The sequence below is a fragment of the Chthonomonas calidirosea T49 genome (genome assembly GCF_000427095.1).
In the GTDB taxonomy this organism is placed as follows: domain Bacteria; phylum Armatimonadota; class Chthonomonadetes; order Chthonomonadales; family Chthonomonadaceae; genus Chthonomonas; species Chthonomonas calidirosea.
Map to the genome: position 1 here is coordinate 1,804,674 of NC_021487.1, position 20,217 is coordinate 1,824,890.

The 20,217-nt window shown below is 57.0% G+C and carries 16 protein-coding genes; 9 read left to right on the forward strand and 7 right to left on the reverse strand.

The genetic code is table 11. The annotated features are described in order from the left end of the window. Positions 1–315 precede the first annotated feature (315 nt). The 7 genes from rpsB (at position 316) to CCALI_RS07550 (ending at position 6,924) form a co-directional block, all read left to right on the forward strand. Positions 316–1,191, forward strand: coding sequence for a 30S ribosomal protein S2 (gene rpsB, locus CCALI_RS07520; RefSeq protein ID WP_016482880.1), 876 nt, complete (start codon positions 316–318; stop codon positions 1,189–1,191). A 55-nt stretch (positions 1,192–1,246) separates the two neighbouring features. Then, entirely contained in the window at positions 1,247–2,167 is a 921-nt protein-coding gene (tsf, locus tag CCALI_RS07525; RefSeq protein ID WP_016482881.1) for a translation elongation factor Ts, read from the forward strand. Continuing rightward, positions 2,164–2,982 (forward strand): UMP kinase, encoded by an 819-nt coding sequence (pyrH, locus tag CCALI_RS07530; protein ID WP_016482882.1) that lies wholly within the window; start codon positions 2,164–2,166, stop codon positions 2,980–2,982. The genes tsf and pyrH overlap by 4 nt, the downstream gene beginning before the upstream one ends. A 43-nt stretch (positions 2,983–3,025) precedes the next feature. Further along, a complete protein-coding gene (gene frr / locus CCALI_RS07535; RefSeq protein WP_016482883.1) occupies positions 3,026–3,583 on the forward strand; it encodes a ribosome recycling factor in 558 nt (185 codons plus the stop codon). Between the two features lie 15 nt (positions 3,584–3,598). Next, positions 3,599–4,354 (forward strand): undecaprenyl pyrophosphate synthase, encoded by a 756-nt coding sequence (gene uppS, locus CCALI_RS07540; protein ID WP_016482884.1) that lies wholly within the window; start codon positions 3,599–3,601, stop codon positions 4,352–4,354. A gap of 5 nt (positions 4,355–4,359) precedes the next feature. Then, the gene (locus CCALI_RS07545) at positions 4,360–5,523 is read left to right on the forward strand and encodes a 1-deoxy-D-xylulose-5-phosphate reductoisomerase (RefSeq protein ID WP_016482885.1); all 1,164 of its coding nucleotides are present in this window, start codon (positions 4,360–4,362) and stop codon (positions 5,521–5,523) included. Positions 5,524–5,595: 72 nt separating this feature from the next. Continuing rightward, positions 5,596–6,924, forward strand: coding sequence for a M50 family metallopeptidase (locus CCALI_RS07550; RefSeq protein ID WP_016482886.1), 1,329 nt, complete (start codon positions 5,596–5,598; stop codon positions 6,922–6,924). Positions 6,925–6,972: 48 nt separating this feature from the next. On the opposite strand, the gene CCALI_RS16740 is transcribed toward CCALI_RS07550, so the two are convergent. The 6 genes from CCALI_RS16740 to CCALI_RS07575 form a co-directional block, all read right to left on the reverse strand. Continuing rightward, a complete protein-coding gene (locus CCALI_RS16740; RefSeq protein ID WP_172636641.1) occupies positions 6,973–7,413 on the reverse strand; it encodes a beta/alpha barrel domain-containing protein in 441 nt (146 codons plus the stop codon). Beyond that, positions 7,386–7,865, reverse strand: coding sequence for a beta/alpha barrel domain-containing protein (locus CCALI_RS16745; RefSeq protein ID WP_075060790.1), 480 nt, complete (start codon positions 7,863–7,865; stop codon positions 7,386–7,388). Before CCALI_RS16745 ends, CCALI_RS16740 begins: the two co-directional genes overlap by 28 nt. Positions 7,866–7,968: 103 nt before the next feature. Continuing rightward, positions 7,969–8,991, reverse strand: a complete 1,023-nt coding sequence (locus tag CCALI_RS07560) for a zinc-dependent alcohol dehydrogenase (protein WP_016482887.1) — start codon at positions 8,989–8,991, stop codon at positions 7,969–7,971. A gap of 306 nt (positions 8,992–9,297) precedes the next feature. Beyond that, a complete protein-coding gene (locus tag CCALI_RS07565) occupies positions 9,298–9,822 on the reverse strand; it encodes a mismatch-specific DNA-glycosylase (RefSeq protein ID WP_052572358.1) in 525 nt (174 codons plus the stop codon). A gap of 32 nt (positions 9,823–9,854) precedes the next feature. After that, complete coding sequence (gene dapB, locus CCALI_RS07570) at positions 9,855–10,658, reverse strand: 4-hydroxy-tetrahydrodipicolinate reductase (RefSeq protein ID WP_016482889.1); 804 nt, start codon at positions 10,656–10,658, stop codon at positions 9,855–9,857. Positions 10,659–10,689: 31 nt separating this feature from the next. Further along, the gene (locus CCALI_RS07575) at positions 10,690–14,199 is read right to left on the reverse strand and encodes a DNA polymerase III subunit alpha (protein ID WP_016482890.1); all 3,510 of its coding nucleotides are present in this window, start codon (positions 14,197–14,199) and stop codon (positions 10,690–10,692) included. A gap of 460 nt (positions 14,200–14,659) precedes the next feature. On the opposite strand from CCALI_RS07575, the gene mrdA reads away from it, so the two are divergent. Continuing rightward, the gene (gene mrdA / locus CCALI_RS07580; protein WP_016482891.1) at positions 14,660–16,471 is read left to right on the forward strand and encodes a penicillin-binding protein 2; all 1,812 of its coding nucleotides are present in this window, start codon (positions 14,660–14,662) and stop codon (positions 16,469–16,471) included. A gap of 48 nt (positions 16,472–16,519) precedes the next feature. Continuing rightward, the gene (gene recN, locus CCALI_RS07585; protein WP_016482892.1) at positions 16,520–18,193 is read left to right on the forward strand and encodes a DNA repair protein RecN; all 1,674 of its coding nucleotides are present in this window, start codon (positions 16,520–16,522) and stop codon (positions 18,191–18,193) included. 21 nt (positions 18,194–18,214) lie between these two features. Here the strand turns inward: recN and CCALI_RS07590 are convergent, their stop codons facing one another. After that, positions 18,215–20,188 (reverse strand): AAA family ATPase, encoded by a 1,974-nt coding sequence (locus tag CCALI_RS07590; protein WP_016482893.1) that lies wholly within the window; start codon positions 20,186–20,188, stop codon positions 18,215–18,217. Between the last annotated feature and the right edge of the window lie 29 nt (positions 20,189–20,217).

Genomic DNA, 20,217 nt, shown 5'->3' on the forward strand with positions numbered 1-20,217 from the left:
GAGAGATTTTTTTAAATGGCGTGAGTGAAAGACAAGAGACATGAGAGCGCGACGAAGCCGCTTTTCAGAAGATAGAAGCAGGAGAGGTCGCACGCGCGTGGAGGGCTTGACCGAGGGGAGAGGGCTACAGAGGTTGCTTTCCCTATCTCTCATGGGGTATACTTTGCCGATGGGGTTATGTAGAGAGCAGAGCCCCATCTACACTGCACCGATGCGGACCCGCTGCTGGGTGAGGCAAAACAACCTTCCGCCGCGGGAATGAGGCATCGGGAAGGCCGCAGCAAATAAAAGGCAACAACCCAGGAGAAGAAGAAATTGGCATCGCTTTCCATGAAAGAGCTCCTCGAAGCAGGAGTGCACTTTGGACATCAGACGCGCCGTTGGAACCCAAAGATGAAGCGCTATATCTACGGCGCGCGCAACGGCATCCACATCATTGACCTCCATCAAACGCTGACTCTGTTCGATGAAGCCCAGCGATTTGTGCAGGAGGTCGTCGCCTCGGGTGGACACGTGCTGTTTGTGGGCACCAAAAAGCAGGCGCAAGATGCCATTCAAGAGGCCGCTCAGCGCTGTCGCCAAAGCTATGTAAACCAGCGATGGCTCGGCGGAATGCTCACCAACTATCGCACCATTAAGGAGCGGCTTAAACGGCTCGACGAGCTGAACGAAATGCAGATGAACGGCACCCTAGACCGCCTCACCAAAAAAGAGGCTACCCTGCTGCTTGAAGAGCGCGACAAGCTGGAGCGCTACCTCGGCGGCATCAAAAATATGCCCGGTCTACCACAATGCCTGATCGTAGTGGATTGTAAAAAGGAGCACATCGCCATTGCGGAGGCAAGACGCCTAGGCATTCCTGTGGTAGCCCTTGTGGATACCAACTGCGACCCCGATCTGGTGGACTACGTGATACCGGGCAACGACGACGCCATTCGCGCCATTCGCCTCATCACCGGGCGCCTTGCGGATGCCATCGCCGAGATCAAGCAGGCGGAGTGGGATGCTGAAGAGGCCGCTCAACATCCCGCCGAAGGCGAGTCGGTAGAGGCGATCGTGCCGGACGAGGTCGAAAAACCGGACGTGGATGCCTTCGAGCCGACCCCCGATGCGGACTACGTGTTTCATCCCGGTGAGGAGGATGAGTACAGCCGCATGGCGGCAGAGGTAGAGAGCCAAGGCGAAGCCTAAATCCCTCTTTTTTTGAATCTTCGCTTGAAAGAAATAGATAAAGGAAGTTTGCACAATGCCAGAGATAACCGCCGCAATGGTGAAAGAGCTGCGCGATCGAACCGGCGCCGCGATGATGCTTTGCAAAGAGGCCCTCGTGGAGACCGGGGGCGACTTCGACGAGGCCGTCGTCTACATCCGCAAAAAGCTGGGCGCCAAGCTGAGCGATAGAGGCGACCGCGTCGCCGCCGAAGGCGTTATTGCCGTGGCCGTGGTGGACGATCGGGATGCGGCCATCATCGAGCTGAACTCGGAGACCGACTTCGTGGCGCGCAGCGAGGACTTTAAACAGCTGGCCAAAGAGCTGGCCGAACAGGTCGCGCGCAGCCGAGCAACCTCCACCGAGGAGCTTCTGAAACAGCCCTCCCTGGTTGACATGGCGCTGACGGTGCAAGATCGCATCCACGATGTGTTCAGCCGACTTCGGGAGAACATCGTTTTTCGCCGATTTGCGTTTGTCTCCACCGACGAGACCGGCCATATCGCCACCTACGTGCATGTGCCGGCCAACGACCGCATTGGGGTGCTCGTGGAGGTGGGCGCCGAATCGCCGGAGGCCGCCCGCAGCGAGGAGATCAAACACCTAGGGCACGAGTTGGCCATGCAGATCGCAGCCTCCCGCCCTCGCTACCTTACTCGGGAAGAGGTGCCCGAAGAGGTGCTTGAACAAGAACGCGACATCGCGCGGACCGTGGCCCGAAATGAAGGACGGCCGGAAGCGGCCATAGAGAAAATCGTGGAAGGACGGTTGCGTAAGTTCTATGAGGAGACCGTCCTGCTGGATCAGCCCTACCTGCGCGAGCCGAAAAAGACCATCGCACAGCTGCTGAAAGAGGTGGGAAAGGGCGCCCATATTCGCCGATTCATTCGCTATGAGGTCGGAGAACAGACGGGTGGGGCGGCCACCTCCGGCGCAATAAAGGAAACCGTCGAATGAACGACGATGCCTCCAGGCCGACGTCTTTCACTTCACCGGAGAGCGCGGAGGCCACAGCGCTCTCCGAACCCCCCTTAGAAAGGCCTCGCTGGTCGCGCGTGCTGTTGAAGCTCTCCGGCGAAGCCTTTGCTGCCGACCTAGAACACCCCGAAGAAGGCCCCCACGTTGGGCTGAACTACCGCACGATTCACACCATCGCCTCGGAGATCGTCAGCGCCTATCGCGTGGGAGTCGAGATCGCCGTGGTGGTGGGCGCCGGCAATATCGTGCGAGGCGAACGGGCCGCAGAGGCGGGCATGGAGCGCGCGGCTGCCGACTATATGGGCATGCTCGGCACCGTTATTAACAGCATGGCGCTGCAAGATGCGTTGGAAAAACAGGGCGTGCCCACCCGCGTGATGAGCGCCATCGCCATGGCCGAAGTGGCCGAACCCTTCATCCGACGCCGCGCCATTCGCCACCTCGAAAAAGGACGTGTGGTCGTTCTGGCCGCCGGCACCGGTAACCCCTTCTTTACCACCGACACCGCCGCAGCCCTACGTGCCAACGAAATCCGCGCCGGTGCCGTGCTGAAAGCCACCAACGTAGATGGCATCTACGATAGAGACCCCCATAAGTTTCAAGACGCCGTCCGTTACGAACAGCTCTCCTTCGACGAATGCATCGCCAAAAATCTGCGCGTAATGGACCAAACGGCCTTCACCTTTTGCAAGGAGTACGACATCCCCATCGTCGTTTTTAATATCGCACGCCCCGGCAACATCCGAAGGGTTGTCTGCGGTGAGAAAATAGGCACGCTCGTCGGTAATTTCTAATAGGCTGTCGAAACGATAACAGATCTTTTTTGAGGAGGATGCCATGATCCAAGAGACACTGCGCGAGGCGGAGGAGCGCATGAAAAAAGCCGTGGAGGCCACGCAACACGAATTTAGCCTTATCCGCACAGGGCGCGCCAATCCGGCCATTCTGGAACATGTCCGCGTGGATGCCTATGGGACAACGCTGCCGCTGAATCAGGTCGCCTCCATTAGCGTGCCCGAACCACGCCAACTGCTGATAACGCCCTTTGACCGCAATATTCTTCCGCAGATCGAAAAAGGGATCCTAAAATCCGATGTAGGCATTACCCCCACCAACGATGGCAGCGCGCTGCGCCTTAACATCCCGCCCCTCAACGAAGAGCGGCGTAAAGAGCTCATTAAGCAAGTTCACCAAAAGGCCGAGCAGGGCCGCGCCTCCATTCGCACCGTGCGCCATGAGGCCATTAAAAAGCTGCAAACCGCTAAAAAAGCCTCCGAAATATCGGAAAATGAGGAGAAGAGGGCCGAAGAACAGGTGCAAAAACTCGTAGATAAATACACGGCCGAGATCGACCACCTCATGAAGGTGAAAGAGGCCGAACTGATGGAGGTCTAATCGCGAGAGAGAGCTATGGCCGAACTTGCCTCCGCATCGCATAACGTCGTCGCGCTTGACCCTAGCCGCCTCCCTACCCACGTCGCCATTATCATGGACGGAAACGGAAGATGGGCGCGGGCGCAGGGAAAATCGCGCCTCTTCGGCCACGATCAGGGCTACCGCACCCTGAAAAACATCGTGTACGCTGCCCGCGATCTCGGCATTCGCTTCCTCACCGTCTACGGCTTCTCCTCCGAAAACTGGCGCCGCTCCGCAGAAGAAGTCGGCGGTCTGATGGATCTCATGCTTCGCGCCATGCGCAACGAGATCGAGGAGCTGGTGCAGAATCGCGTGCGTGTGCGCATCTCCGGACGCCTTCATGAGCTGCCACCCGACCTGCGCACGGAGCTGGAAGTGGCCATGGAACGTACCCGCCATTTCGATGGCCTTATCTTTAACTTGGCCATCAACTACGGCGGACGCGCCGAGGTCGTAGATGCCGTGCGCTCCATCGCCAAGCGCGTGCAAAAAGGAGAGATCAACCCCGATACCATTGACGAACAGACCATCGCAAGCCACCTCTATTGGCCCGATATCCCCGACCCCGACCTCCTGATCCGTACGGCCGGTGAGCTTCGCCTCTCTAATTTTCTGCTCTGGGAAACCGCCTACAGTGAAATCTACGTGACGCCCGTCTGCTGGCCGGAGTTTACGCGCGACCATTTTGTGGAAGCCCTTCTGGATTATCAGCGACGCGTGCGGAAGTTCGGCGCCGTCCCCGAAGAATAAGGCCCATGAAACGTTTGGTGATTCTAGGCTCTACAGGCTCCATCGGCACGCAAACGCTCGATATTGTGCGGCGTCTTCCCGATCGGTTCCAGATCGTAGGGCTATCCGCCAATAGCAACGTACAACGGCTGGTGGAGCAAGCAAAGGAGTTCCATGTACCCTACCTCGCCATAGGAGATAGGGAACAGGAGCCTGCCCTGAACCGTCTTCTAAAACAAGAAGGAGTCTCCTGCGAGGTTTTCGCAGGGGTGGAGGGGATGTGCGCTCTAGCCACCCTGCCCCATGCCGACTTGGTGGTGGTGGCCGTGGCAGGTGCCATCGGCATCGCTCCCACACACGCCGCCATAACCGCCGGAAAGACCATCGCCCTCGCCAGTAAAGAGGTGCTTGTGGCCGCAGGAGAGCTAACCATGGCGCTGGCTAAAGCGCATGGGGTCGCCATCCTTCCCATAGATAGCGAGCACTCCGCCCTCTTTCAGTGCCTTCAGGGGGCTGATGCTTCACAAGTAGAGAGGCTCCTTCTTACGGCATCGGGCGGGCCTTTTCGGAGCGTGCCCAAAGAGGCCCTGCACCACGTGACACCGGCGCAGGCGCTGCGCCATCCAACCTGGAACATGGGGGGCTTGGTTACCATTAACTCCGCCACGCTTATGAACAAAGCGCTGGAGATCATCGAAGCGCATTGGCTGTTTGGAGTTCCTGCCGATCACATTGAGGTGGTGATCCATCCACAGTCCATCGTACACTCCATGGTGCGCTTTCGTGACGGCTCTACCCTAGCCCAAATGGGCTTGCCGGATATGCGACTGCCAATCCAGTATGCCTTGGTCTACCCAGAACGCATCGATACGAATCTGCCTCGCATGCGCCTTGCCGATTTCACCAACCTTACCTTTGAAGAGCCGGATGAAGAGAAGTTTCCTGCCTTGGGTTTGGCGCGTGCCGCATTGGCCGCTGGTGGCACCGTTCCAGCCGTCATGAATGCCGCTAATGAGGCCGCCGTAGACCTCTTTCTGCGAGAGCGTATCCCCTTCCTGCACATCATAAGGCTCGTAGAAGAGGCCATAAAGCACCATACGCCGCAACAGGCCTCTCTAGAAAATGTGCTGCAAGCCGATAAAGAGGCACGCGCGTTCGTCTACGAGAAAGCGAAAGCTCTTGCCTCGTAGAGCTAAATTCCTCCTCCAACCCAAAAAGGTAAGGTACGGTAGGAAAAGAAACCTTAAGGAGCTAAATTGAATATGATGCACCTCGTAAGCACGTTGATCTACTTTATTGTTGTCTTGAGCGTCTTGGTCGTCGCTCACGAGTGGGGTCACTATATTGTTGCAAAACTTTTTAAGATGCGCGTAGAGGAGTTCTCCCTCTTTTTTGGCAAACGACTTCTGCGACTTGGAGTCCGACATGGCACAGAGTATAACATTCGTGCCGTTCCCTTAGGAGGTTTTGTGCGTATCGCCGGTATGGATCCCTCCGATCTGTTTGATGCAGCCCCCGTCCTCCCCTCCAACGACACCCCCGATTCGGCTCCTGCACTTCACGGGCTCGCTGAAGCCGACTTGGCAACCCTCGATAAAAGCCAAATCTCCCAAAAGGTGCGTGAGGCCGTGATCGGGGCGATTGGCGAGGAGCACTCCCTGACGCCCACAGGGCGGGCAGAGCTAGAGGCGCTGCTGCTCTCACCCTCCCTGAACGAACAGGAACGCCGCTATCTGCAAATGGTGCTTTCCGCACATCCCGACCCCGCCGGCTACAGCCAAAAGCCCATTTGGCAACGGGCCTTGGTCATCTTCGCCGGTCCCTTTATGTCGCTCTTTTTTGGCTTCATGCTTTTTTGTTTGCTGGGTTTTACCGTCGGTCTGCCTGATTCCATCACGCGCACCAACGTCATCGAAACGGTGGTGGCCAACACGCCTGCGGCTCAATCGGGCCTGAAAGCGGGCGATAAGATCGTTCGGATCGACTCCACCCCCATTCGTAATGGCGATCAGATGGTTCAGATAATTCGGGCCAGCGTTGGCAAACCGCTCCATCTCCTCGTTCAGCGCGGAAAAGAGCTTCTCCCCATTACCGTCACCCCAAAACCTCAGATCATTACAACAGAAAAGGGCACCAAGGAGCGTGCTGGCATCATTGGGGTTATGGTGGAGGCCGAGCCGAAATTAAAGCGCTACCCTCCCCTCCAGGCCATCGTGCGTGGAACCCAAATCACCTTCCTTAGCATTGACATGATGCTTAGGGGCATCTTTAGCCGTGATGTCCGAGAGAACATTGGCGGCCCCATCGCCATTGCAAGCCAAATCAACAACGCACAACAGCAAGGGCCGGCCTACGTAGCCCTCCTGGCCGCGGAGCTTTCGATGAGCTTAGGCGTTGTCAACCTTTTCCCCATTCCTATCCTCGATGGAGGCCATCTCCTTCTCCTTGGCATCGAGGCCGCGCGACGCCGTAAGCTGACCACAAAAGAGATGTACCAGGCACAGTTTGTTGGTTTGGCCATCATCGGTATCATCTTTCTGCTGGTGATGTGGAACGACATTCTGCGCATTCTGCCCCACGGCAAACAGTGACGGAATGGAGAAACGGCACCGATCGGTGCCCGCAAGCTTCCCCACACTCTAGAGGCGAAGCTGCCGCACACTGGTAAGATGATGCTTCTGAAGGTACGACTCTAGCTCGTCGGCGAGACGAACCGCCAAATTGGGATGAATGGCACAGCCGACGCCCACCCCTACATACTCTGCGCCGAGCAGGAAAAACTCGAGGGCATCTTCTAACGTCATAATGCCGCCGGACGCAAGAACAGGAAGCGCACTCATTCGGCGCACGCGCCATAGCTGGTAAAGCGCGACCGGTTTCATGCAGGGGCCGGAAAGCCCGCCCACGCCCCCGGGGAATCGCAGACTGCGCGCGGAGAGACGCACGGCCACCCCTGGCAAAGCTTGGCCGATGGCAATGACATCCGCACCGGCGTTTTGCGCCGTGACGGCCGCATGACCGATCTCAACTCCGACCGCAGGCAGCTTTGCAATTAGTGGCAGGGAAGTGACTTCGCGCACGCTTTGAATGGCCTCCGATATCTGCCGGTGCAGCGCGGCTTCCGAAGGAAAAGGCGCTGACGCTTGCATGGCGTCGAGAAGAGGAAGGGGGTAAGGTTTAGCTCTAAAGCCGTAATGCCCCTCGCCCTGCCTAACTCCTTGGCTAGCTCCGCCCACTCCGATGCCGTCGTGCCGAGCAGGCTTACAATTAAAGGACAGCCCAGCGCGCGCAATCGCGGCAGATGCTCGTCTAAAAAGCGCTCTAGGCCGGGGTTGGGCAGACCGTTGGCATGCAAAAACCCGGCGCTCGCCTCGGCCGTGCGCGGCATCGGGTTTCCCTCACGAGGCGGCAGGGTGAGGGTCGGTGTGATGAAGCCACCCAGCCGGTGCGCCTCTACCAACCCTTCTAACGTATCCCCCCAACCCAAACTTCCCGACGCCGCCAACACGCTCCGTGGCAGCTTTAACCGCACATCCGCCTTAATCTGTCCGCTCTCTGATTCCAGAAGGGTTCCTCCAAAAGAATCGTCTTCTACTCCGCCTGATTAGTCTACCCGAATGGAGTTTGGGTGTAACTTACTCGTGCGCCCAGGGTTCAAGCACTATCTTTCCGCAGTTTCCGGTGAGCTGCGTCTCAAAGGCCTCCTGCACCCTCTGCAAAGGCAAGCGATGGGTAATGAACTTTTCCAATAGGCCAGAGGCCCTCCGAATTAGATCCATCAGGCGAGGAGTATCGGCCAGATTATAGTGCCACTGCCCATGTAGGGTAAGCCCCTTGCGTAAAAGGTCGTTGCTAACGTGCAGGGTCAGCTCTCCCGCCTCTCCCACAAAGGTGACCTCACCCTTGCGGCGGGTGGCCTCCATCAACAGGCGCTGCGCTTGGGCCGAGCCCGAGCAATCAATTGCTTTGTCCACCCCAACCCCTTTGGTGATCTCCATTATCTGCTGCAAAACATCCGTCTGTTGTGGGTCGAGCACATGGGCTGCTCCAAGCTCTCGTGCCAGTGCGGCGCGATAGGGGTGGCCCTCCACCGCGATCACCTGGGCACCGCGCATCACTCCGTTGATAACGCCTCCCAGCCCAACCGGCCCCATGCCGGTGATGAGCACTGTGTCGAAGGCGTTTACCCGCATACGCTCCATAGCCCCAAAGGTCGGCCCTAGCCCACAGCAGGCCATGGCCGCATGGTGTAAGGGAATGTCATCAGGCACAGGCACCAGAAGCCAATCGGGCTTCAGCAGGAACTGGGCGTAGGTGGCGATACCGGCCATGTTACCGGTCGTCATAAGAATATCGAGGTTGTGCTGGCAGTGAATATATTCACCCCTCAAACAGAGCCAACAGCGCCCGCAGGGGTAGTTTGGCATCACAACCACTCTATCGCCCACCTTCACACGCCCAGGCTGAGCGATCTCGGCCACCTCGCCGGCGGCCTCATGACCCGGCCAATCCACCACATATCCATCCCGATAGGCTTTGTATTCGGTGCACATGGGGGTTACCTCAACCTTTATCACCACCACATCTCCCCATGGCGACGGCTTTGGGCACTCCACCAATTCGCACCGTTGCTTCCCCACTATGCGAACCGCTTGCATCTTCTTGCTCCATCTGCCTATACCCCCCAACGTGGACTTCGAAGGGCGGCAGGCCGAAACGATGTGCTTATTCTACATCAGATTTTTCGAAGTTGTCCCCCATAAGATAGCAATATTGTTAGATATTGTTATAGAAAAACTGCCATTCCGGAACGCATCACAAGCGCTCTTTATCGGGCACACGAGGATGAGCCGCAGAGAGAATAACTATCGTCTTTTCTGCTTGTGGTCTTCAGCAACGAAGAGGCGCGATTGTGGGCTCGGAAGCCCTACCCGTTGTTCAAGACGCGGAGGCTGTCTTTAAATCTAGTGCGGCCGTGTTGCGCTTTTAGCGCCTGCTGGGTAGACGCAGTCGTACAGCTCCTTATACAGCATAAGGCGTTCATGCCCCCAACCGTCGGCGCGACCGCTGGAGCTAATGACAACAAATGTGCGCGCGGCACCCAGCTGCTCCTTCTGCTCCCCCCATCGTCTGCACTCCCGCCCGGTTACCATTCGATAGACATCCTTGCCGTTGTAACAGACCCAGCGCGGTGCCGCCGCGATCAGGCGCTCGATCAGCTGTTCACGTTGGAGGGAAGACGGTTCGGGCAAAAGATGGTTAGCGTTGCTTGCGATATGAGTAAAAAGGGCGACGAGGCCGATGCCATAGGCGGGAAGAGTCACATCCTCTTCGGGTTGCAGTAGGCGCGGCGTGAAACCGGCATGGTAAAGCAACTGCCAAAAACGGTTGCGCGGCCCTGCATAGTAATGCCCTACCTGCGCGGCCCAAAAGCTCGGTGCCGCTCCCACAAAGACCACGTCAAGCCCAGGGACAAGAATATCCGGCAAAAGAGGCGCTCGTTCCTCCATCGTGCTAGCCGTTAAAGCAGGTTTTCAAGTCCAACCACCAACCCTGACAGAGAGCGCACTTTCCGAATGGCCAAGAGCACGCCGGGCATAAAGGAGCGTCGGTCGGTTGAGTCGTGACGAAGGGTGAGTGTCTGCCCTACCCCTCCCAAAATAACCTCCTGATGCGCCACGAAACCGGGGAGGCGAACGCTATGCACCGGGACCCCATCCACAACTCCTCCCCGCGCCCCCGGGGCTTTTTCAAAAGCGCCCTCCGGCGCGGCAGTTGGGTGTACCCCCGCTGCACGGCGCGCCTCCGCAATGCGCTGAGCGGTGAGCATGGCGGTACCTGAAGGGGCGTCCACCTTCTTTTCATGATGCAGTTCAATGATCTCGACATCGGGCAAGTAGCGCGCCGCCTGAGCGGCAAACTGCATCATAAGAACGGCCCCAATGGCGAAGTTGGGCGCGAGAAAGGCACCTATCTTGCGTTCCTTGGCGGTCGTTTCAAGACGGGCCACCTCCTCTTCGGACAGGCCCGTTGTGCCGATAACCGGAGAAATGCCCAACTCCAAAGCGATCAGAGCGTTAGGCAGTACGGCCGTGTGCACCGAAAAATCCACCATCACGTCCGGTCGTGCCCGAAGGGCTGCCGCCTTCCAGTCGCTCTCCACCTTTACACCAAGCAGCGCAATGCCAGCCAGGCTGCCGACGTCCTCCTCGATGTGGTGTAGATCGATGGCCGCAACCAGCTGCATGTCTTCCGCCTCTGAAACGGCACGGGTCACTTCACGCCCCATGCGCCCAGCGGCGCCGCAAATGGCAACCCTGATCATGTTCGGAAATCCTTCAGAGATGTCTTTTCTTCTATTCTACCCACACGGCCTGACGCCCCAAAAAATGTTCGACCGCCTGTCGAAAATCGTCGGTATACTCCGCTAAGAGCTCGGTGCGCATCTCATACGTTTTATCGCGCCGGTTGATGCGCAGATACACCGGGCAGGCGTTTCCATTTCCCCGATGCTGCTCGATCGTGTCGCGCACGAAGCGCAGCGTCTCCGGGCGGTTAGGGTCGAGGCGCACCACGATGCGGTTCGCCTTGTGGGCCGCACTTACCATGCTTTCGGTAAGGGGGGAGATCTCCTCCGCCAGTATCTCGACGATGGGCCTGTCGTCCTCGTCGTCATCACGTACGCGCTCTCGATGGCTCGTACGCCCACGCACCAGCACCACGCGATCTTTTTCTAAGTTCTGACGTTGAGCCGCGAAGGCCGTTGGAAAGATGGTGCACGAGACGCTGCCCGTCATATCTTCCAACGTGAAAAAGGCCATAGGCTCCCCGCTCTTTTTAGAGGTAAACAGCTTGACCGATGTCACGATCCCACCGATCAACACCTCCTGCTTGTCAGGCAGATCGGGCAGATCGGCAATAGAGGTAACACGGCGACGTCGGAAGGTCTCTTGAAAGGCCTGCAGCGGATGTTCGGAGATATACAAGCCGAGTAGCTCACGCTCATACCCCAACAGCTGAAGCGAAGGATAGTCGGGCACATCGGGAATGGTTACCTCTTCGACAGTCGTCTCGTTGGAGAGAAAGATATCGGCAAGGGAGGCTTGTCCCAGCTTCTTGTCGCGTTGGACGCGCGCTGCGGCCTGACAGCAGGCGTCGAGCGCCTCCATGAGCGCATGCCGATTGCTGTGCTTGGGCAGGTTTGCAAAAGCGCCGGCAAGGATCAGCGTTTCCACAGTGGAACGAGAGACGCCCCCTTCATTGCCCAAAGTGCGACAGCAGAAGTCCACTAAACTGGTAAACGGCCCGCCTTCCTGTCGCGCTTTTAGAATGGCCTCTACAGCGGCTCGACCCACATTTTTGATGGCCGATAGTCCAAAGCGAATGGCCTTGGCACCGTTGGGCAGCGGTTCCACGGTGAAGTCGGCCTGACTGACATTAATGTCGGGCGGCAGCACCGTAATGCCCATGCGCCTGCACTCTTCCATGCAAGTTACGAGCTTGTCGCTCTTCTCGCTGAAGCAGGCCATAAGCGCCGCCATGTACTCTACAGGATAGTTGGCTTTGAGGTAGGCCGTCTGATAGGCTACCATGGCATAACACACGGCGTGCGCCTTATTGAAGGCATAGCCAGCAAACGGCTCCATAAGGTCGAATATCTCGTTCGCTTTCTTCTCCGGCACCCCCTTGGCTTTTGCTCCGGCCAAGAAGTTAGCGCGCTGTTTTACCATCTCTTCCTTTTTCTTTTTGCCCATCGCACGCCGAAGAATGTCGGCCTGCCCTAGCGTATAGCCCGCGATCACCTGGGCGATCTGCATCACCTGGTCTTGATAGACGATGACCCCATAGGTCTCTTTTAAGATATCTTCCAACCATGGGTGGGGATATTCGATCTTTTCCAGCCCATGTTTACAACGGATAAAACGTGGGATATGGGCCATAGGGCCGGGGCGATAGAGAGCTACCATGGCCGCGAGGTCGCGCACGCTGGAGGGTTTTAGCTCCGCAATGTAGCGCCGCATCTGAGGCGACTCCAGTTGGAACACCCCTACCGTTTCTCCTCGTGCCAACAGCTCGAAGGTTTTGGGATCGTCGAGGGGCAGCTTGCGCACATCTATCTTTTTGCCGGTAGTTTGCTCCACATTGCGCACCGCTTGGGCCAGAATAGAAAGGTTGATAAGGCCCAGAAAATCCATCTTCAAGAGACCGATCTTTTCAAGGGTTGAGGCCACGTACTGAGTAACGCAGCCCCCATCGGCCGAGCGGGTGAGCGGGGTGTACTCCACGAGAGGTTCGTGCGATATGATCACGCCGGCGGCATGGACGGAGGCATGGCGGGCAATGCCCTCTAGGCGTCGCGCCGTATCAATCAGCTTTTTCGCCTGCGGGTCTCGAACATAGGCGTTGCGAAACTCCTGATTGATCTCAAGGGTTTTATCTATTGTGATGCCGATAGGATGGGTAGGAATCATCTTGCAGAGGCGCTCTACATCGGCCATCGGCATTCCGAGGGCACGGCCGGCATCGCGCAGCACGGCCCGCGCCTGAAGGGTTCCGAAAGTGATGATTTGGGCGACACGGGCTTGGGTTGGGTCGTCTTGATGAGGGCTATACTTTTTGGTCACGTACTCGATAACCTCGGCCCGGCGGGCATCCTCAAAATCCATATCCACATCCGGCATCTGAACGCGCTCCGGATTCAGGAAGCGCTCGAAGGTAAGGCCGTACTCCACAGGGTCTACATCGGTGATACCGATGAGATAAGAGACAAGGCTGCCGGCAGCCGAACCGCGTACCCCGAAAAAGATGCCCTTTTGGGCGGCAAAGCGGGCAAAGTCGCGCACAATGAGAATGTACTGCGAAAAACCGGTTCTTTCGATGATGTCCAGCTCGTAGCGCAGACGCGCGATAACCTTTTCGGAAGGATTGCCGTTGTAGCGCTGTCGTAGCCCTTCCTCGGCCAACTGTGTTAGGTATTGATGGGGGGTAAGCCCCGGAGGAATATCCGGACAGGGGAGAGGACAACGGCCAAACTCTAACTCTACATTGCACTTCTCGGCGATGCCCAACGTGTTCTCGACCGCCTCTTGATAGTCGGCGAAAAGCGCCCGCATCTCCTGCTCGCTCTTCAGATAGAACTCTTGGGTGGCGTAGCGAAGGCGGTCGGGGTCGTTGACCGTTGAGCCGGTTCCGATGCAGAGCAGAATGTCGTGCGCATCGGCATCCTGTTTGCTGAGATAGTGCACATCGTTGGAACAGATAACCGGCAAACGAAGTTGACGAGCGATTTTAAGCAGATGCTCGTTGCACTCGATCTGCTCGGGCAGAGAGTGATTCTGCAGCTCGATATAGAAGTTGCCGTCTCCAAACACATCTTTATAGTAGGCCGCCGTGTCGAGGGCGCGCTTATAATCTTTACTGAGAATGGCCGTGCAGATCTCACTGCCAAGACAAGCAGAGGTGCCAATAAGCCCCTCGGAGTAACGCTGGATGAGGTCGCGATCGATGCGGGGCTTATAGTAAAAACCCTCTAAGGCCGCGATAGAGGTGAGTTTGAGGAGATTTTTATAGCCCTGCAGATTGCGGGCCAATAAAACCATGTGGTAGGCTGCCTGATCGAGCTTGGGTTGCTTGTCGGTATAACGACGCGGAGCGACGTAGGCCTCTACCCCTAGAATGGGCTTCACTCCGGCCGCTTTACAACGCTCATAAAAGTCCGCCACTCCATACATCACGCCATGATCGGTGAGGGCAAGAGCGGGCATCTCTAGCTCTGCCGCACGTTGTACAAGCGCAGAAAGCCGATTGGCCCCGTCTAAAAGGCTGTACTCCGAATGGCAATGGACGTGAACAAAGCTGCTCGACATGGCGACTACCCCCAAAAAGAGATGGAAATGAAAGCAGGAAGCGACGTTTGGAAATCCGTTTAAGCGCAAAGCGCTCTAGGAAAAACGCTCTACAGGCCCGTCTACCCGCCATCACGCCCGGAAGCTGGCAGCGGCCTTGGGCGCGACAACGAGACCGTTGCCGACCCGTTCTGAACACAGTAGATGCCGTTATTTAGTGCTGTTGAACCCGGTCGCCGCTATATTTAGAACTCTCCGCTATTTTAACGGTTTTCCTCCTTTGTGAAAAGTAGACAAAGTTCTATTCTCGAAAGCCCCCATTGTTTCCTGCTAACCGGCCTCCCTTACCCCAATATACCAAAACCAAACGTTGCCATCGGCGCCAAAAGCCAACTTTGCGTGTAAACTAGAAGAGTTAGCCTATAGCCAGCTGTGACTTTAGCCCGTTCTTCTGCGGTAAGAAAAAGAGGAGGTAGCGCAAGTGGCGGAGAAACCGATCACCAGCCCCATTGAGGCACCAGAACATGCGCCCGATCTAAGGCGTTTGCGCCTACTTTATGGCATTATCTTTCTCTTGCTTTTAGCGATTGTTGCTCGTCTCTGGTATCTGCAGGTGGTAGAGGGCAAAGAGCTTGCCGAACAGTGCCGAAATCTTCAGTACAAACATATTCGCCGCATCGCCCCTCGTGGTCTTATCGAAGACAGAAACGGGTATATCCTCGCTGCCAATCGGTTGCGCTACATTATCTCTATCTTCCCAGACGATATTCGCAAACATCCGCAAACGCTTCCACGACTTGCTGAGCTGCTTCATCTTTCTGCCTCTGACCTTCAAAATCAGCTAACGAAATGGGTACAACAGGTCAGCCGCTACGATCCCATGCCTATTGATAAGGATGTGGATATCAAAACCCTCATCCGAGTAGAAGAGGAGAGCTTTGACCTGCCCGGGGTCTTCATCACTCGCGAGCCCGTTCGTTACTACAGCGACGATGGGCTCTGCTCGTCCTTTCTTGGAATTACCCGACCTATTACCAGCGAACTCTATGCGCGTTGGAAAAGCCGTGGCTATCACATGGACGACCTTGTTGGCATTTTTGGGCTTGAACGAACCTACGAGTCGGTTCTTCGTGGTCAAGCAGGTGAAACCGACTACGAGACGGACGCGCGCGGGCGTATCTTGGGACAGGGTCAGGAGATCCCGCCCATTCCCGGAAAAACACTTAAGCTGGCGCTCGACTTTGGTCTTCAAAAAGTGGCGGCACAGGCCTTAGAAGATACAGGCCACCACGGTGCTGTGGTGGCGCTCGATCCCAACAACGGTGGGGTGCTCGCTTTTGTCAGCTGGCCCTCTTATGACTTAAATCAGTATGGCAAGATATACAGTAAGCTGCTCAAAGACCCCGCCCATCCCTTGATCAACCGTGCTTCTGACAGCGCCTTTGCTTGTGGTTCCACCTTTAAACCCATCACCGCTACCGCCGGTTTGCAAAGCGGGGTCATCACCCCACAAACGCAGTTCTATTGTCCCGGCTATTTGCGGCTCGGCTCTCGACTTTTTCATTGCGATGAGGTCCACGGCACTACCGGCTTCTATCGGGCTATCGGGGCCTCCTGCAACGTCTACTTTTTTCATGTGGGGCTTCTCGCTGGCCCAGAAGCCATTGTGGCTTGGGCAAAACGTTATGGGCTCGGAAGCCGCACCGGTATTGATATTCCTACCGAAACCCCCGGCCTACTGCCCTCCCCAGAGTGGAAAAAGAAGACGGGACGAGGCCCTTGGTATCCCGGCGACACCCTCAACCTCTCTATTGGACAGGGCTATCTGCGCGTCTCTCCGCTTCAGCTCGCAGACTATGTGGCGGCCATTGCCAACGGCGGCACGCTGTGGCGCCCCCATTTTGTTAATGCCATTATTGACCCTATCACCGGCAGGGTCCAGCCCGTGGAACCCAAAGTGAGAGGGCAGATAGGCTTTAGTCCGGCAACACGCCAGGCCATCGTGCAGGGAATGGAGATGGCCGTTCAACCCGGTGGTACGGCTGCGGGCATCGCTATTCCAGGGCTCTCCATCGCCGGTAAAACCGGTACCGCCCAGGCCTATAGCCAAGGCAAAAAAGAGGATAACGCCTTCTTCATCTGCTTTGCTCCTGTACAGCATCCGCGCATCGCCATCGCTGTTATGGTAGAAGGCGGTGGCTATGGGGCACAGGCAGCAGCCCCCATCGCACAGAAAATGCTACTGTATTACTTTTTCCACCGGTCTCAACAGGTCGCCTTGGCACATAGGTAAAATGCAGATGGAACGTCATATTTCTTCAAAAAGAGAGGACTGTTGGCCGTGCTGATACGACTTTCTGTGCGAAATCTAGCGATTATTGATCATCTTGACATCGAGTTCTATCCGGGCTTCAATGTGCTTACCGGAGAGACCGGCGCGGGCAAATCTATTCTCATTGATGCGCTTGGCCTCGCATTAGGAGCGCGAGCAGACCCCACCATGGTGCGCGCCGGTGCCGACAAAGCGGTCGTAGACGCACTGTTCGACCTCAGTCGCCTGCCACACATCGCCGCGATCGCCCAAGAGATGGGGTTTGAACCCGAAGAGAGCCTTTTGTTGCTCTCGCGCGAAATCCAATCCAATGGGCGTTCCCTTTGTCGCATCGCCGGTCGTCCTGCCACGGTGGCTCAGCTTAAAACGCTAGCCGAATGGCTGATAGACCTTCATGGTCAACACGAACATCAGTCCCTGCTCTCGCAATCGCGCCATCGAGATATCCTCGATGAGTGGGGAGGCCAACCGCTTCTGGAAGCAAAGTCTGCCCTTGCTGTTACGTGGACGGAGTTGCAGAACTTACGGCAAGAGCGGCAGGCCCTGGAGAAAGAGGCTCGCGAACGCATGCAGCTGCTAGACCTCTATCAGTTTCAGATTCGCGAGATCGATTCGGCCAAACTGGTTGTTGGGGAGGATGAGGAGCTTGCCGCTGAACATAGACGCGTGGCAAACGCACAACGCTTGGCAGAAAACGTGACGGCCGCCCTTTTAGGGCTAAGTAACGAGGATACAGGCGGGGCCATTGAAACGCTCGATCGAGTAGAACGAGCCTTGGCGGAGGCGGCCTCTTTTGACGAAAGGCTTAATGCGCTACTAGAGACGGTTCGCTCGGCCCTTTACGAACTAAGTGAAGTCGAGCGTGAACTCGGCCGATATCAGGAGAACATCGAGTTTTCTCCGGAGCGGTTGCAGGCGATAGAGGAGCGCCTGGAGCTTCTCCGCACGCTTAAGCGCAAGTACGGTGCCACTATCGAAGAGATTTTGCAGTACCGCGATGACACCGAACGCAGACTACATGCGCTCACGCATAGTGAGGAGCGCAGCCGTGACTTGGATCAGGCAATTGCCCGTTTGGAAGCGAGGTTGTCGGAGCAGTGCGAGCGATTAAGCAGCTTGCGCCGAGCCGCGGCCGAAGAGTTCCAAAAGCTGATACAACAGGAACTGCAAGAGCTCGGCATGGAGCGTGCGCGCTTCCAAGTGGAACTGCAGGCCACCGAGCCCTCGATGCAAGGGGCCGATCGCGTGGAGTTCCTTTTATCTACCAACCCCGGAGAGCCGCTAAGGCCGCTTGTGAAGGTAGCATCCGGCGGTGAAATCTCTCGGGTAATGCTCGCCGTTAAGACGGCCATGTCGCTACGCCAAGAACTGCCCACCATGGTCTTCGATGAGATAGATGTGGGCATTGGGGGGCGTACGGCCAGCGTGATCGCCGCGAAAATGGCAGCGCTTGCAAAAAGGGCGCAGCTGCTGTGCATTACCCATCTTGCACCTATTGCAAGCCGTGCCGAACATCAGTTTGCGATTGAGAAGCGAGTTATGGGTGAGCGCACAATAGTGCAGGTAACGCCGCTCACCTCGGAACAGCGCATCGAAGAGATAGCCCGCATGCTAGGCGGCAACGCGGTTACCGATACGGTACGCCAGCATGCGCGCGAGATGCTTGCTTCGCAATTATCGTAGCATCTCCCCGGTAGATCAGCGCTACAGTAGCGGCTCGGTATAGACGGTGGTGGTTTCTACAATGCGTCGAAACCACTCGCCTGAAGGTGAAAGCATGGGCAGCCACCATGCCGAAGGCCGGTGATTGGTGTGAGGAAGCCCGCGCAAAGTGAGGAGAGCATACCGCACAAGTTGCAGGCGCGCTCGTTCTGCCTCCAAATGTACCTTTAAGCGAGCGGCCCGTGCCGCTTGTGCCCTCTCACCGCGCTCCTGTTTTAGCAGGGCAGCTCGCAACGAGACGATCTGCATACGTATCTGCTTCTTCTCGTGGGCAATGCGCTCTAGAGTCCTCTGATACTGCGCGCGTTGTGCCTGCGCTTCGGCATTCCACTCCTTCACGCTGCGATAGTGCTGCCCCATCTCGCGTTGAACCGCCTGTTCCTGTTGCTTCAGCTGATAAAGGCGTTCATGTGCCACCTTAAGGCGTTCTCGCAACGGCTGTACCTCCCTCTGCAGCTCAATCAGCTCGCGATTGGCCGTGTCGTATGCTGCTGCCCGATCGGCCCAAGCGCCAACGGGATCTTGCTGTTCCAAAAAGCGGATCAAGTCCATCGGTTTGCGCAGGACTTTGATCTGTTGGGTAAGCCTCTCTTGGCGCTCTAGCGACGATCTCCAGTCGGCGGCAAACTCCGAGCAGAGCAGCGAGGGGCGGCCAAACGCATGGGCAATGTGCGCTGTGGGGCGTAGCGTCGCATTGGCGACCTCCAAAGCATCCCACGTTCGGTAGCGCAAACGTAACAGGGGATGAGCCTCTATGGGAATGCCCTGTTCTCTCAACCTCTGGTTCATCTGGCGCGTACGCCAAACGTACATCGAACCCTCTTCATTGAAGACACAGATGAACTCCTGAGCGAACATCGAGATAAGCGTAATGGCTTTTCCAACTAAAGTGATCTGATCTCCAAGGTAGGCGGTTAGCACTTCGGCCAACGCCTCTACCGTTTCAATGGGGGCTTTGAGTGGAATGGCGATGGGCGCGCGGGTTTCGATGAAGAGCACACGCGGTGTTATTCTCAAGGTGCCCCGGCCTCTTCCCGGCACAAGACAGTCGAAGGGAAGCGCCCCAGCCCCGAAGCGATCGAGCGTGTAGATCTCGCTGCCTGCCACGACGCTGTTGTAGGCCTGCACGGCGGTTTCCCGTGTGGCCGGGTTGAGAAACAACGACACGATGCGAAATCGCGGCAGGGAAGCGGTCTGCGTGTTGAAACGTAGAAGATCGGAGGTGCAGGTAACTTCAAGATCGGTGGGCGGATGGCCGAGAAGGAGCGAATAGAGGTGAGGAAGGAGCGCGCGATAGAGCTGGGAGAGCGTGGCATTGGGATGCTGCTGACAGTAGTCCTTACACCATTGAAGCAGCGCCTCTCCCACCTTGCGGGCTTCCTGGTGACAACACTGTGGGCCGATCTGCTCCCAACTATTTTCAAACCCCCAAGAGAGCAGCTGCAGCAGTCCCTCCTCCACATCTTTGAGGAGCACGGCGTTAGCGATAAGGTCACTTGAACCCAAATAGGCAAGCCCGCGCCAGCCCCACGCCTCGGTTACCTCATCAATAAAGGCCTGCTTGCCCCGCGGGTCTGTTGTCGCTAGACGGCGTAAGGGCACCCCATACGCGGTAAAATCGTGACGTGTAGGGAACGTTTCGCTGCCGAAAAGGGCGGAGATCTCCCCAGCAGCTGACCAAAGCGCCCGTGTCGAACCGTCATTGTGGGGCAAGAGGGCAAAACGCGCCTCACCGGCATTGGGCAGGCGCGTGCGAGCAAAGTAGTCCGTATCGTGAACACCTACTACCATCTTGCCCCCAAGTTGCGCCTGATCGAGCAGACGGCGCAACACGGCCTTCATCGGCTCATCCCAAAACACGGTTTGGCCAAGCGCAAGAAAGGCGGTCTCTGGGTAGCGTTGACGCAGGTTGCGAAGAACTTCAAGGGAAGCGCTTATCGTGTCGTTTCCACTCATGCGATTGAAAACTCCAAAGCGGAGAGACT